This is a genomic window from Hydrogenobacter sp. T-2, assembly GCF_033971325.1.
GTDB lineage: Bacteria > Aquificota > Aquificia > Aquificales > Aquificaceae > Pampinifervens > Pampinifervens diazotrophicum.
The window spans coordinates 598,612-612,612 of sequence record NZ_CP117180.1 but is presented as its reverse complement, the minus strand read 5'-3'; the positions used below and the strand labels follow the sequence as shown (position 1 = coordinate 612,612).

The window sequence follows — 14,001 nt, the reverse complement described above, 5'->3', positions numbered from 1 at the left end:
TCTTACCCTCCTCTCTGTGTCATTCTCTCTAACTCTTTTATATCTGGTGAATACTTGTATGCATCTTCAAGTGTTATAAGCCCTGCCCTGTAATGTCCATAGAGTGATTGGTTCATGGTTTGCATGCCCGTTTGAGCCTGCCCACTCTGCATTATGGCGTATATCTGCTGAAGTTTATTCTCCCTTATAAGGTTTCTTATTGCAGTATTTGGTATCATAAGCTCATAAGCAAGAACCCTTCCACCACCAATTTTTGGTAACAGCCTCTGAGATATAACACCCTGAAGCACAAAAGAGAGCTGAACCCTAACCTGCTCTTGCTGTTCTGGAGGAAATACGTCTATTATCCTTGTAATAGTTGATATGGCAGTGTTTGTATGCAGTGTTCCAAAAACAAGATGTCCCGTTTCTGCAGCCCTTAGTGCTATTTCTATTGTCTCAAGGTCTCTCATTTCACCCACAAGGATAACGTCTGGGTCTTCACGCAAAGCAGCCCTAAGAGCATCTGCAAAGCTGTGGACATCCTCACCTATCTCTCTCTGGTTTACTATGCTTTTTCTATGTTGAAACACATACTCTATAGGGTCTTCAATGGTTATAATGTGATGAGGAAAGTTTTCATTTATGTAATTTATCAACGCTGCAAGGGTTGTAGTCTTTCCAGATCCCGTAGGACCGGTTACAAGAACGAGACCCATACTTTTATGGCAAACCTCCAGAACCCTATCACTTAACCCTAAATCTTTAATGCTTAGTATCTTGCTGGGGAGCCTTCTAAAGACCGCCGCAATACTTCCTCTTTGGTAAAAAACGTTCGCCCTGAACCTAGCAAGGTCTTTGACACCAAAGGAAAAGTCTACTTGCCCCTTTTCTTCAAGTGTTTTTCTATGTCTTTCGGACATGACAGAATAGGCAAGCGTTTGGGTTATATCTGGAGTTAATATGGGATACTCAACGAGCTGTGTTATTTTTCCATCAATCCTTAGCGATGGTCTTGCACCTGCTGTTATATGCACGTCAGAGGCATTTGCCTGAACAGCTTTGTAAAGTATATCTGTCAACTTTATACTCTGTGTTAGTGATTCAACTTTTTGTGTTGGTGTCATTTTACCCTCCTTGCTATAAAATACATTATATGAAACTTCTTTACGAAGGCAAGGCTAAGAAAGTCTACGAGGTTGACAGAGATAAATGCCTGATATACTTCAAAGACACTGCGACAGCCTTTGATGCCACCAAAAAAGCTGAGGTGGAGGGCAAGGGTGTTCTTAACAACACCATATCAAGCATAATGTTTAAATTGCTGGAAGAAAAGGGTGTAAAAACCCATTTTATAGAGCGTGTTTCCGAAAGGGAGATGCTTGTCTGGAAGGCAGAAAGGTTTGACTTAGAGGTGGTAATAAGGAATATAACCGCTGGGAGCATATGCAAAAGACTTGGCTTCAGAGAAGGAGAAAAACTAAGAAAGCCCTTAGTGGAGTTTTTCTACAAAAACGACCACTTACATGACCCACTTATATGTGTTGAACACGCAATCCTTCTCCGTATAGCGGATAAAAAGACTTTGAGGGATATAGTGAAAATAGCCCTTAAGGTAAACACCATACTAAAAAGGTTTTTTAAATCTCATGGTCTTTTGCTCGTGGATTTCAAGTTAGAGTTTGGGAGGCTTCCCGATGGTGCCCTTGCGGTGATAGACGAGATATCTCCGGATACATGTAGACTATGGGATGCAAAGACTGGAGAGAAGTTAGACAAGGATAGGTTTAGGTTTGATTTGGGAGACCTCCTTGAGGGCTACAGAAGGGTGCTTGAAAGGGTTCAAGGTGGATAAACTATCAAAGCAACCCTTCCCATCTTTGACCAGATTCGATCAAGCTCTCTGGCTTTAATGGGTTTTCTATCTTCATAGCCTGTGTGGAGATAAAAAACATCTCCATCGTATCCTACCACTACCACATAATGAGGCACGCTTACCCACAATCTACCAAGGTCTACAAGCAGTATGGATGGTATGCCTCTATCTATATAGCTTTTTATTTCTTCAAGCCTTAAGACCCTTGTCTCGGTTCTGAAACCCTTCTTCTTTGCATAATTCTCAAGGTCCGTTATGAGTGCACCTTTCAGCTTAGGGTTGTAAACCTCTTTTCCTATATCTTCTTGAGAAACCTCTATACCATAGTAGGAAAGCACAGCACTTAAAGAGGCAGGACCGCAGAATTGGTCCTGCTGTTTAACGAAAGGAACATCAAGATTCTTGGAGTATAGCAAAAGAGGGAAGAGAAGTAAAAGAAGGAACATTCCTCACCTTATAATTATCTCCTTGTTTAGAAGTTTGAGGAGTATAACGAGAAGAATAGCCACTATGAGTATACCTATGGCGAGACCCACACCATCCCCACCGGCAAGAACCCTATCGGAAGCCTTTGCCAACATGTGTATCTGCTCGTCATTTAGCTCAGAGAGCTTTTTCTCCACCTCCTCCTTTGTGAGACCGTAAGCTTTTAGTTTTTCCTGAAGCTGTTTGCTTTCAAGGGCTCTTTGAATTTTAGCTATATCTTCCTCTCTCTTCATAGTCAGAGTTTCAGAGGCAGGCTTTGAACCCACAAGTCCAGCAAGGGCTGGAGACGAATTGAAGGCAAAAAAACAACCAGCCACTCCAAGCACAAGCAGGCGTCTTCTAAAAAGACTTAACATGTTTCCACCTCCTTGTCAGTTTTCCTAAGATTATATCAAAAGTCTTCAAGCTCAGGGTTAAAGGGTAAAGTTCCATACCTTGCCCCTTCCACCACCACCCTTCTGCCCTCAACCCTAACCCTTCCCTCTGATATCCATCTTATTACCTGTGGCAGTATCCTATGCTCATGGTGGAGTATCCGTTCAGACAGGCTCTCTTCTGTGTCTTCTGGAAAAACTGGCACGCACGCCTGAGCTATAACTGGACCATTATCTAACTCTTCTGTAACAAAATGAACAGTGCAACCAGTTATCTTCACACCGTAATCCAAAGCCTGCCTTTGGGCATGCATTCCTTGGAAAGCGGGTATAAGAGAGGGATGTATGTTTATTACCTTCATGGGAAAATGACCAAGAAAGGTGGCAGAAAGGATACGCATAAAGCCTGCAAGAACAACCAAGTCTACTTCCGCTTCCTTTAGAGCCTCTACGAGAGCCTTCTCAAACTCTTCTTTACTACGAAAGTCCTTTCGCTTTATAACTCTGTATGGAATACCATGCTTTAGACATCTATCTACGGCTCTAACACCTTCCTTGTCAGATATAACCATAGATATACTGTCATTCAATTTTCCAGCCTCAATAGCATCAATGATAGCCTGAAGGTTAGAACCACGCCCTGATACAAGAACTCCTAAATTCATGGTATCATATTCTACTCCATAGAAGGTTAGAGGAGGTTAGGAAATGAACGTAGAGTTTATAGGTAAGGGTATTGAGTGGACAGACTCAATGAAAGCCTTTGTAGAGGGTAAGGTTGAAAGGTTCAACAGGTTTTTAAAGGAGGCTGAGGAAGACCAAGTAGAAGTAGTCGTAACCCTATCTACATCAAGAGCAAAACAGAAAGATTTTGCAGGTGAAAGCAGACCAACCCTATATAGAGTTGACATGGACATATACCTCAAGACCTGGGGTGGTGGTGCCTTGCACGCTTGGGATGAGGACATTGACCCCTTTTCAGCCCTTGACAGGGTTATGGATGAAATAGAAAGACAGCTTATAAAGCTAAAGCAAAGAAGGCATGAGTTAAGACGCAAGGGGCATAAGATAAAGGAGGAAATGATAAGGCAAGAAATAAGACCTCACGAAGAAGAGGAAAGACCTCTTATAGTGGAGGAGGAGCTTTTAATAGAGAAGCCTATGAGCATGGAAGATGCAGTTTTTGAACTTCAAGACTCTGGAGTTTATTTCCTCCCATTCATTGATGCAGAAACAGGTACGCTTAGAATAGTATACAGGAAAAGAGGTGGAAATTACGGGGTTATAAACACCAAGTGTAAGGGTTTATAAGGGGTAGCCCCTTAGGGGCACACCTCTCTTTCCTCAACTTTTACCACCTTTCCATCCTGATAGTAGGTGGTCTTTACGATCCTACAGTTACCCCTTGAAGCCACAGGCTCAGCATATACCCTTTCTCTTCCGTCCTCAGACCTATACTCCACAGGTTTATTTTGCATGGCAGCTTCCCTTGATGCTCTTGCAGCCACTTCAGTTATTGTTCCTCCTATAACCGCACCTAACGCACCGCCGATAACCGCACCACGCCATCTGTTGTTTTTATCAATGAGAGCTCCTGCTATAGCACCACCTACTGCTCCCACAGTGGCACCTTCATAGGTTCTCTGTGTGGTTACTTGACCACAGGAAAAGATAAAACCTGCGGAGAAAACTGTAAAAAGAATCATTGCCTTCTTTCTCATATTGACACCTCCTTGTCTATGATTATAAGACCTCTTTTGTTAAAATTTCCTTAAAAATTTCCAGAGACCTCCATGCTCCTTGGTCAAGCCCATAGTCAAGGCAAAGAGTAAAGTAGTCCTTGATGTATTCTTGTCCATAACCGTGAACTTGAAGGTTTCCTTCTTTTAGGTCTTTGAAAAACTCCTCCTTTGACCTTTTACACTGTTCCCATATAAAGCCTTCTAACCACTCTGGAGCATCTCTTCTTACTAAAAAAAGAGCAAAGACGAAGGGAAGTCCGTAGAGGCGAAACCACTCTTCACCAAGGTCATATACATACTGCCATCTGTCAGAAGATTTTTCCCTTATAGCTTCATCACCTATTAACATAAGAGCATCCGCATCATCTTTGGCTTGAACTATGTTTGGACTGTTTTTGTATACTTCCTTCACTATATATAGGGCAAGCAGTTTGGATGTCATAGAGGCAGGAGTTAGGTATAAACTTTCTATAAACCCAAGAGGCTTTTTGGAAAATATAAGGACAGAGCAAGCCTTTTCCTTTGAGGATATGGATACATCAGGGACAACCCTGTAGTTTTCTGGATAGAGCAAAAACTCCACAGAGGAGACTATACCAGCTTGTATATGACCTTCTCTAAGTTTTTTTACAAGCTCTGAGGGATGACCTTCTACCAAGCTCACTTTGGAATTGTCCCATCGGTAGAAAAGAGGTAAAGTGTTTAAGTAACTTACTTTACCTACACTTATCATTAAACCTTTCTTGAAAGCTCTATAAATTCTTGCAGTTTTTTGTAGGCTTTTCCAGAATGGATGGATTCCTTTGCCATATCAAGGGCGGTATTTCTGTCCTCTGTAGCTCCAGAAACAAGTATTCCAAACATGGAATTTAATAAAACCATGTAGTATGCAGGTGAAACCTCACCCTTTAACACAGAAAGCACCATTTTTGAGCTTTCATCTACAGAAGATACCCGTATGTATTCAATGGGATAAGTCTTAAAACCCACCTCTTCTGGATGAAAGTCATACAAAAAGACCTCACCATCCTTTAACTCCGCAATACGCGTAGGTGCACTTATGGATACCTCGTCCATACCATCCTTTCCATGCACTACAAAGGCTCTTTTTATTCCCATACCCTTTAGGGCAAAGGCTACCTTGTCCACAAGATGGTCGGAGAAAACTCCCAAGAGCTGTCTTCTTGCATCCGCTGGATTTGAAAGGGGTCCCACCAAGTTAAATATGGACCTTAAGCCTACTTCCCTTCTTGGACCTATGACCCTTTTCATGGCAGGGTGAAACATAGGAGCAAACATAAAGCCTATTCCTATCTCTTCTATGAGTTTCTTTACTTGTTCCGCATTGAGGTCTATTTTTGCTCCAAGATACTCTAAGAGGTCTGCACTACCGCTCTTTGAAGATACAGACCTATTGCCATGCTTGGCAACCCTTATGCCAGCACCCGCTAAAACAAAAGCAACCGCAGTAGAGACATTGAAAGTCTCCGTCATATCGCCACCCGTTCCGCAGGTATCCACCAAGTTTTCCTTGTCTGTTATTTCAACCCTTGTTGCTTTTTCTCTGAAAAAGCTCGCAGCACCCTCTATCTCCTCTGGCGTTTCTCCTTTCATCTTTGTGCCAATAATAAAGGCACCTATCTGGGCGTCGGTGGCTCTACCTTCCACTATGTCCTCAAGGGCTTGCCTGACTTCTCCCTTTGTAAGGTTCTGAAACTCAGATAGCTTTTTTAGTATCTCCTTCATAGTAGAAATTTTAAATCATGATAGCCTTTGAAATCTTTAAAGAATGAGTTATGGGTTCTTTGAAAAGTTCAAAGTATTCTTCTAAAGAGCTGTTTTATGATATAAGGCTATGGAGCTTTTGAAACTTGTTAGGGCTTCTGGTTGAGCGAGCAAGTTGGGTCCGGCGGACCTTGAGAAGTTGATAAAGGGTATAGACCTCTACACAGATGAACGGACCCTCTTGGGCGTGGGTGATGATGCGGGAGTCTACGCTTACGGTGGGCAGGTTTTTGTCCATACAGTGGATTTCATAACTCCTATACTTAACGACCCATACCTCTGGGGTGCCATATCCTCCGCTAACTCCTTGAGCGATGTTTATGCTATGGGGTGCAAGCCATTGAATGCCTTAGCCATAGTAGGTTTTAACAACTGCGACCTTGAGATAGATGTTCTTAAGGAAGTTATGAGGGGTTGTGCAGATAAGCTGAGAGAGGCAAGAACTGCCCTCCTGGGTGGACATACCATTGACGACAAAGAGCCAAAGTTTGGTCTTGCGGTTATGGGTGTATGCGAGAAGGGAAGATACTTCACCCAAGAAGGAGCTAAGCCCGGAGACCTTATAGCCCTTACAAAACCCGTGGGTGTGGGTGTGCTTACGAAGGGGATAAAAGAAGGAAAAATTAGAGAGAGGGATATAGGCGATGCCATAGGATATATGCTTATGCTAAACGAAAAGGCTTCTGAGCTTGCAAAGGCTGTAGAGGCAAGTGCCTGCACTGATGTAACGGGTTTTGGTCTCTTGGGTCATTCCATGAACATAGCGACAAAGTCCAAGGTAAGGCTCGCCATAGACTTTTCTAAGGTTCCCATATACGAAGAGTCTGTGTCTCTAATAAAGCAGAAGATATACCCAAAAGGTGCTCTTGATAACTACAATTTTGTAAAGGACAAGACTATAAACGAAGGGGTTGAATGGTGGCAGATTTTACTGCTTACAGATCCTGTAACCTCAGGGGGTTTGCTTTTTACATTTCCAGAGGATAAGGAAGAAACATTTAAGAAGGAAGCGGAGAACTTGGGCTTAAGGGTGTGGGTCATAGGAAAAGTAGAGGAGGGAGAAGGGCTAAGGGTTTATGTTAGTTAGTATCTCCCTAAGGGCTCCGGTAGTGGGGATGTGTTTACCTATACGCAGAGCCTTTCCATTAACCATTAGGACTGGTAGGGCATTAAGGATAAAAAAGTTCTAAAATTTCAAACTGTGCCTTCCCTTCTTAGGCTTTCCCTTGAAACTATGTAGCTTTTCCTCATCATAGCCCTGTTGAGCGCGTCCACAAAACCGCTTACGCTTGCCCTTATTATATCCACGTCCACACCTCTTCCGCTTGCCTTAACTCCATCCAGCTCTATCACAAGCCTTGACTCCGCCTGAGCGTCCGTGTTAGGAGTTAGTGCTTTGATAGAAAAGTCCAAGAGCTTAGGTTCTACACCGAGAGCTTTCTGTATTGCTCTTATTATGGCGTCTACAGGTCCATTACCAGTAGAGGTAGCGGTTCTTTCCTCTCCCTTAAAGGTCAGCACCACGGTGGCGGTAGGTAAGAGTTTGTCTCCTGTCTGAACTTGATAGTGGATAACCCTTATGGGCTCTTCCTCTTCATGCTTTACAAACTCCTCATAAACCAGTGCCTCTATGTCCTCTTCGTAGACATCCTTCTTCTTATCCGCAAGGGCTTTGAATTTTTCAAAAACCCTGTCCAAGTCTTCCTCTGAGAACTCAAAACCCATTTCTTTTAACTTGCTCTTTAGGGCGTGCCTTCCTGAATGTTTACCGAGGATTATGCGCGTTGATGGAAAGCCTACATCTTCCGGCGACATAATCTCATAGGTGAGAGGATTAGACAGCACACCATGTTGGTGAATGCCAGACTCGTGAGCAAAGGCGTTATCACCTACTACCGCCTTATTGGGCTGGACAAAACTGCCTGTAATCCTACACAAGAGCCTGCTTGTCCTATATAGCTCTTTGGTGTTTATGTTGGTGTATAGACCTCCAAAGAAGTCCTTGCGAACCCTTAGAGCCATAACTATCTCTTCCAAGGCTGCGTTTCCCGCCCTTTCTCCTATGCCGTTTATGGTGCATTCTACCTGTCTTGCTCCATGCTTTACCGCCATAAGAGAATTGGCAACCGCCATCCCAAGATCATCATGACAGTGAACGCTTATTATTGCCTTGTCAATGTTGGGAACGTTGTTTCTTATACCCTCTATGAGGTCCGCAAACTCCTCTGGAACTGTATAGCCAACGGTGTCTGGTATGTTTATAACGGTAGCACCAGCCTTTATGGCGGTCTCTATTACCTTATACAGAAAATCCCTCTGACTTCTGGTTGCATCTTCGCAAGAAAACTCCACATCGTCGGTAAACTTCCTTGCGTATTCCACAGCCCTTTTTGCCCTTTCTAAGACCTCTTCTGGAGACATCCTCAGCTTATACTTCATGTGTATTTCAGAGGTGGCTATAAAGGTATGAATTCTTTTTCTCTCCGCAGGCTCAAGTGCTTGTCCTGCAAGCTCTATGTCCCTCTCTAAAGCCCTTGCAAGGGAGCATATTATGGGTCCTTTTACTTCTCTTGCTATGGTTTGAACCGCTTCAAAATCCCCCTTTGATGCCGCAGAAAAGCCTGCTTCTATTACATCTACGCCAAGTTTTGCAAGCTGTTGTGCCATCTGGAGTTTTTCCTCTGTGGTCATTGAAAAGCCCGGTGCCTGTTCTCCATCTCTCAGCGTTGTGTCAAAGATATATACTCTGTCCATCCTTTACCTCCTTGTAAATGATAATAATTCGCAATTCACCTTTTGTCAAGAGTATCCCTTAGCATAGACAAATATCCCTTTTAGGGACATTTATCCACACCTCGGGTTTAGGGACTGACTGAAAGTATGGATTTCTCTCAATCAATCCCAGTGCCTTACTCCAGAGGCACTTAAACCGCTCATCAAACAGGCGAGCCATAAACTCCTCTACCTGCTTGATAAGGGCTTGCTCCATACGACGTAAATGCAAGCTCCACTTAGCACGGCTAAGCAGATTCCTGCTTGCATTCACATCCGCATGGAGTTTTCTATTGCATAGCTTACACTCAAACTCACTCCTTGCCTTCCTATTTTCTTTGTCTACATACCCACAATTACTACATGCCTGCGAACTATAGGCAGGATTTACATACACCACCTCTATGCCATATTCCTCGCTTATCTCCTTTAACTTCCTCCTTATCTCCCCAAGCCCAAACCTTATAAGCACTCGCTTTATTGATTTTGGGAAGTTGTTTATTACCCTTTGCAGAAATCCTCTTAGGTTCTCAAGCACAAGCCTTCGTGGTCTGTATAGCTCTATAACCCTGTTTATTACCCTCCTTACCTCATTCTTCACATACTCACTTAGCCTGTGTTGAAGTCTTAAATACCTTCTGCTCTCTGTTGGCTTTTTCCCTCTCCTTTGTATCTCTCTTTGAATTCTGTCTATCTTATCCGCATACTCCCTGACCTTGCTGTAAAACTTCCTGCCAAAGAGGTCTCCTCTGTCTGAAACAAGAAAACACTCCATGCCAAAGTCAAGGGCTACCTCTCCACTGAAAGCTATCTCCTTCCTCTCTATCTCCTTCACAAGCCTTAGTTTGCCATCCTCTGCTATCTGAACCATGCTTGTTAGCTTTCCACCTCTTTCCTCAAAATACTCATGAAGTTTCACAGGCAGATATATAGGCTTTCTTTTTTCATGAGTTGACAGCCTTATCCAGAGGTCAAAGGCTTTTGCTCTCTTTGGTCTTTCCAGCAAGGCACACTTGCTGTCTAAAAGCATAGAGATACCTCTAAAACTTGGCTTTTTCCAGCTTTTGAGAATATGCTTGAATATCTTCTTAGCAAGCAGTCTTTCTTCCTTGACCATCTCATACTCATGTTTGTTTTTGTCTTTGTCTATCCACAGGGCTTTCTCACTTTTTGGAATAAGCCATTCCTCTCTGGAGTTTATGTATAGCAAAACTCTTTTTGTCTTTTCAGGAAGAGTAGAGCTAAGGACTATCTCTTTGAACCTTTCTTGGACATTGGCGATAAAACTTTCCAGTGTAGGGACTACCACATGGTATTGGATAGTGGACTTGAACCTTTCTGAAAGTGGGCAGTTTAAGTGTTTTATGTTGGCTTTTCTGTTAAAGGAGCCAGTCTTAAAGAATAAAGACCACTGGAATTTTGCTATTATTTCAGCGGTTTTTCTGTATAGCTTTAGGACATGAGCTATAAGGGTGCTTTTTCTCTTTGTGGTAGGGCAAGAGACTTCAATAGCCCTATACATAGGGATATTATAGCTTTTGTTTGTGAGTTTGTGTGTGAAACAATTCAAGCAATAAATTACCATTATTAGGTATAAATGTCAATATTTTCGGAGACTAGTCGCAAAGACCTTCAACACATTCCCTGCTTGCAACAACTATCTGTCCATCCTTGCCAGAAAATACAAGGCTTCTGCCCATTAGATGACAAATGCCCGCAAGCCAACAGGCAACCGCATCCAACTCATCCTGCGAGTATTTTCTCTCCTCAAGTTCCAAAGGCAATTTCATATAGAAGTTAAGTATCAAACTCCTGTCCTTTCTATCAAGCCCAAGCAGGTCATAGGTAGCACCGGGAAAGGTTTCAAAAACCTCCGCTCCCCTTTCCTTCATATCTTTTGCCAAGCTCATAGCCCTTTTGGTGAGCATCCTCATAGGACCCAAGGTTACAGGGAAAAACCTATGCCCCTGTTTCTTCAGCAAAAGGTCGCACTCTCTCAAATGTGGTCCTCTATCTTCAAGACTGCTTCTTCCAGCTGGTATGGAAAGCGGAGCATCTATCATTATCAAAGAAAAACCTTCTGAGAGCTCAAGCACCTCTCTGTCTGTGTATACCACGCCTATCCTTAGGCTACTTCCTTCCCAATAGGCATAGCCCGTCTTTCTCCTTTCACTTCCTGCAAGGTCAAGCCCGAGGACTTTCTCCCAGTTTTTCAAGGTATTCCCTTATACCCTCTTCTAAGCCATATAAAGGCTCGTAGCCCAAAAACTCTTTTGCCTTTGAAAGGTCTGCTTGAGTGAAGTTTTGATAAAAGTCATAGGGACAGTCAAAGTATTCCACCTCGTAGTTTGTCCCAAGATATCTGTTGAGTGTGTCCACTATCTCATTAAAACTTCTTGGCACGCCAGTAGCCACATTAAACACGCCAGAAACATTTCCCTCAAAAGCCAAGAGGTTTGCCCTTATCACATCTTCTATATAGACAAAATCCCTTTTCTGCTCTCCCCACTTGAAAAGTCTTGGACGCTTTCCCTCTTTCATTTGTCTGTATAGCTGGTATATCATGCTTGCGGTCTTGCCCTTGTAGTGTTCCCCAGGTCCATAGACATTAAAGTATCTAAGACCCACCACTTGAATTTCTGGATGCTCCTCCAAGGAGTTAATAGCTATCCTGTCCATAGTTAGCTTGGAAAAGCCATATATGTTTTCTGGCTCAAGCCCCTCTTCTTCCTTCATAGGTGGCTCGCTGTTGCCATATACTCCTGCGGATGAGGCATAAATTAGCTTAGCCTTCCAATACAGACAAGCATCAAGGATATACCTTAAACTGTCTGCATTTACCTCCATCATCCTCCTTTGGTCTTGTATGGTAGTGTCTGTAATAGCACCCTGATGGAATACCACATCAAAATGAAAATTACCCTTTAGCCACTCCCAAAGGTCTCTTTTTGAAAGGTCTGCGGTAATGACCTCACCACGAAAACCTATAAGGTTTTTAAAGTGCCCCGAGGAAAAGTCATCAAGCACATACACCCTTGCCTTAGGATACTTTTTCTCTAAGGCTTTTCCCAAGTTTGAACCAATAAAGCCTGCACCACCTGTGACTAAAAACCTCATTTTTTCTTTCCTTTCTTCTTCTGAGGTTGTGAGGGTTTATCCTTAAAGGTGAGCTTCTTTATTATGTAAGTCTGCCCGAGGTTGAATATGTTGTTAAGCGTCCAGTATATGACAAGTCCTGCAGGAAAGCTGGCAAAGAGAAAGGTAAAGACCACAGAGACTATTATCATTATGTAGTTTTGCGATTTCTCTGGACTTGGACTAATAAACTGCTGTGCTATCATGGTAGCACCCATAAGTATAGGTAAGATGTAGTATGGGTCCTTTTCTGCAAGGCTTGGAGCCCAGAGAAAACTTGCAAGCTGAAGGTCTGTGGTTATGGTAAGAACCTTATAGAGAGCAAAAAAGACAGGTATTTGAAGAAGAATAGGAAGACATCCTGACATGGGATTAAAGCCCACCTCACTGTATAGCTTCATCATCTCTTCTTGGAATTTTGCAGGGTCGTTTTTGTATTTTTCTTTTAACTCTTGCATCTTAGGTGCAAGCTCCGCCATCTTACTCATAGCTACGGTGCTTTTGTAGGTAAGAGGGAACATCAAAAGTCTTATTATCAGAGTTAGTGCAACTATGGAAAAAACCCAAGAGTGAAGATGCTCGTATATCCAATACATAAACACAAAGAGTGGCTTAACAATAAGCCTAAGAGTGCCAAAGTCTATCACATCAGAAAGCCCAATACCTCTCAGCCTTGAATACTCCTTTGCTCCTGCATAGAAGATAAGCTCATCCTTGGCGTTGACTAAGGTTATAGTCTCTCGTTCCTGTAGTCTATAAACCGCAACCGCATTTATGCTTCCAGCAAAACCCTTAAAGTAATACCTGCTCTCCTCTCCAGCAAACCTTATGTCTCCCGTTATAAGCTCTCTACCTTCTATCTTCTTGGGTTCAAGCCTTTCTACCTTATCACCTATCTTAAATACGGGACCAGAGTGAGTAAAGAAGTCATCCTCCTTTACACGCATGCCAGAGTTGACAAAAAGGGAAGGTAGTCCCTTGCTTTCCAGTTTAAGAGTAAAGTAATCACCCTTATACTCAAGAATTTTCTTAAGTTCAAAGGTCTCACCTTTTAGAGTGGCAATTATCCTATCGCCTTCTGAAGTTATCTCATAGGGAGAGAAATTTAGCAAAGTGTCAACCTCTGGGTCTCCAGTAAAGACTTCAAGGGGGTATATGTGAAGTCTTTTTTCCTCCTCTGTTATCAAGTCCTTTTTATACCTTTTATCCACAAGTTTTACAACACGAGCACCTTCCTCAGCAAGCGTGAGGGTAAACTTTTCAAAGTCAAAGGTCTTGAGAGCCTGTGGCTTTTGAGCTTCTCTTTTAGTGCCAAGAAGGAGAGATGGCACATTTTGAGGCTTTTCTTCTATCTTTTCTTGTGTTTGGGGTGCGGGTTGAGGAGTAAAAAAGATAAGATATGCCTGATAGGCAAAGAGAAAGAGTGTCATAACCACAAAGATTATGAGAAGTCCTCTCAGGTCAAGGTCTTTCCTTTCCATCAGGGATAGTCTACTCCGCCTTTAGAGAAGGGGTTGCACCTTAGAACCCTCCAAATGGCTTTTAGCATACCCTTTAGAACTCCATGCTTTTCCACAGCCATTATGGCATAACTTGAGCAGGTAGGGTAATACCTACAGCTTGGAGGGTATAGAGGCGAGATAAACACCTGCCAAAATCTTAAAAACCCAATAACTATCTTCTTCAAGGTGCTAACCTTTTTCTTCCCTTCTGCCTTCTCCTCTTGATTATGGCTCTTCCGCTTTTTGTTTCCATCCGAGCGAGAAAACCGCTTTTGCGTTTACGCTTTAGGTTTGAAATACGAGTTATATTTCTCTGTGTTGCCATGTTATGCCTCCAAAATGATAAAAGG

Annotated in this window: 17 protein-coding genes; 3 read left to right on the top strand and 14 right to left on the bottom strand. The window is 42.8% G+C overall.

Translation table 11 applies throughout. The features are described from left to right. Positions 1 to 2: 2 nt before the first annotated feature. Positions 3 to 1,106 carry a type IV pilus twitching motility protein PilT gene (locus tag IAE16_RS03615; protein WP_323701361.1) on the bottom strand — a complete coding sequence of 368 codons (1,104 nt, stop codon included), beginning with the start codon at positions 1,104 to 1,106 and terminating at the stop codon, positions 3 to 5. Positions 1,107 to 1,135: 29 nt separating this feature from the next. Between IAE16_RS03615 and purC the strand changes: the two genes are divergently transcribed. After that, entirely contained in the window at positions 1,136 to 1,834 is a 699-nt protein-coding gene (gene purC / locus IAE16_RS03610) for a phosphoribosylaminoimidazolesuccinocarboxamide synthase (RefSeq protein ID WP_323701360.1), read from the top strand. Here purC and IAE16_RS03605 read toward each other — a convergent pair. From IAE16_RS03605 to purN, 3 genes are read right to left on the bottom strand one after another with little or no spacing between them, the layout of a single operon-like run. After that, positions 1,822 to 2,301 (bottom strand): peptidase C39 family protein, encoded by a 480-nt coding sequence (locus IAE16_RS03605; protein ID WP_323701359.1) that lies wholly within the window; start codon positions 2,299 to 2,301, stop codon positions 1,822 to 1,824. The genes purC and IAE16_RS03605 overlap by 13 nt on opposite strands. A gap of 3 nt (positions 2,302 to 2,304) precedes the next feature. Then, a complete protein-coding gene (locus tag IAE16_RS03600) occupies positions 2,305 to 2,697 on the bottom strand; it encodes a PA2779 family protein (protein WP_323701358.1) in 393 nt (130 codons plus the stop codon). 35 nt (positions 2,698 to 2,732) lie between these two features. Beyond that, complete coding sequence (gene purN, locus IAE16_RS03595) at positions 2,733 to 3,380, bottom strand: phosphoribosylglycinamide formyltransferase (protein ID WP_323701357.1); 648 nt, start codon at positions 3,378 to 3,380, stop codon at positions 2,733 to 2,735. Positions 3,381 to 3,423: 43 nt separating this feature from the next. On the opposite strand from purN, the gene hpf reads away from it, so the two are divergent. Then, positions 3,424 to 4,026: a ribosome hibernation-promoting factor, HPF/YfiA family gene (gene hpf, locus IAE16_RS03590; protein WP_323701356.1), complete on the top strand. Its 603-nt coding sequence runs from the start codon at positions 3,424 to 3,426 to the stop codon at positions 4,024 to 4,026. Between the two features lie 11 nt (positions 4,027 to 4,037). On the opposite strand, the gene IAE16_RS03585 is transcribed toward hpf, so the two are convergent. The 3 genes from IAE16_RS03585 to trpD are packed head-to-tail and all read right to left on the bottom strand — an operon-like array spanning position 4,038 to position 6,203. Further along, a complete protein-coding gene (locus IAE16_RS03585) occupies positions 4,038 to 4,436 on the bottom strand; it encodes a YMGG-like glycine zipper-containing protein (protein WP_323701355.1) in 399 nt (132 codons plus the stop codon). Positions 4,437 to 4,458: 22 nt separating this feature from the next. Then, positions 4,459 to 5,190 (bottom strand): menaquinone biosynthesis protein, encoded by a 732-nt coding sequence (locus IAE16_RS03580; protein WP_323701354.1) that lies wholly within the window; start codon positions 5,188 to 5,190, stop codon positions 4,459 to 4,461. After that, positions 5,190 to 6,203, bottom strand: coding sequence for an anthranilate phosphoribosyltransferase (trpD, locus tag IAE16_RS03575; RefSeq protein ID WP_323701353.1), 1,014 nt, complete (start codon positions 6,201 to 6,203; stop codon positions 5,190 to 5,192). Before trpD ends, IAE16_RS03580 begins: the two co-directional genes overlap by 1 nt. Positions 6,204 to 6,357: 154 nt before the next feature. Between trpD and selD the strand changes: the two genes are divergently transcribed. Continuing rightward, the gene (selD, locus tag IAE16_RS03570) at positions 6,358 to 7,329 is read left to right on the top strand and encodes a selenide, water dikinase SelD (RefSeq protein ID WP_323701352.1); all 972 of its coding nucleotides are present in this window, start codon (positions 6,358 to 6,360) and stop codon (positions 7,327 to 7,329) included. A gap of 107 nt (positions 7,330 to 7,436) precedes the next feature. Here selD and leuA read toward each other — a convergent pair whose 3' ends face one another. The 7 genes from leuA to rpmH form a co-directional block, all read right to left on the bottom strand. After that, positions 7,437 to 8,996 carry a 2-isopropylmalate synthase gene (gene leuA, locus IAE16_RS03565; RefSeq protein ID WP_323701351.1) on the bottom strand — a complete coding sequence of 520 codons (1,560 nt, stop codon included), beginning with the start codon at positions 8,994 to 8,996 and terminating at the stop codon, positions 7,437 to 7,439. A gap of 58 nt (positions 8,997 to 9,054) precedes the next feature. Then, positions 9,055 to 10,536, bottom strand: coding sequence for an RNA-guided endonuclease InsQ/TnpB family protein (locus IAE16_RS03560; protein WP_323701350.1), 1,482 nt, complete (start codon positions 10,534 to 10,536; stop codon positions 9,055 to 9,057). Between the two features lie 94 nt (positions 10,537 to 10,630). Beyond that, a complete protein-coding gene (locus tag IAE16_RS03555; protein WP_323701349.1) occupies positions 10,631 to 11,230 on the bottom strand; it encodes a DUF429 domain-containing protein in 600 nt (199 codons plus the stop codon). Further along, complete coding sequence (gene rfaD / locus IAE16_RS03550; protein WP_323701348.1) at positions 11,199 to 12,131, bottom strand: ADP-glyceromanno-heptose 6-epimerase; 933 nt, start codon at positions 12,129 to 12,131, stop codon at positions 11,199 to 11,201. Before rfaD ends, IAE16_RS03555 begins: the two co-directional genes overlap by 32 nt. Then, a complete protein-coding gene (gene yidC / locus IAE16_RS03545; protein ID WP_323701347.1) occupies positions 12,128 to 13,630 on the bottom strand; it encodes a membrane protein insertase YidC in 1,503 nt (500 codons plus the stop codon). The genes rfaD and yidC overlap by 4 nt, the downstream gene beginning before the upstream one ends. Next, positions 13,630 to 13,836, bottom strand: coding sequence for a membrane protein insertion efficiency factor YidD (gene yidD, locus IAE16_RS03540; protein WP_323701346.1), 207 nt, complete (start codon positions 13,834 to 13,836; stop codon positions 13,630 to 13,632). The genes yidC and yidD overlap by 1 nt, the downstream gene beginning before the upstream one ends. Beyond that, positions 13,833 to 13,976, bottom strand: a complete 144-nt coding sequence (rpmH, locus tag IAE16_RS03535) for a 50S ribosomal protein L34 (protein WP_323701344.1) — start codon at positions 13,974 to 13,976, stop codon at positions 13,833 to 13,835. The genes yidD and rpmH overlap by 4 nt, the downstream gene beginning before the upstream one ends. Positions 13,977 to 14,001 lie beyond the last annotated feature (25 nt).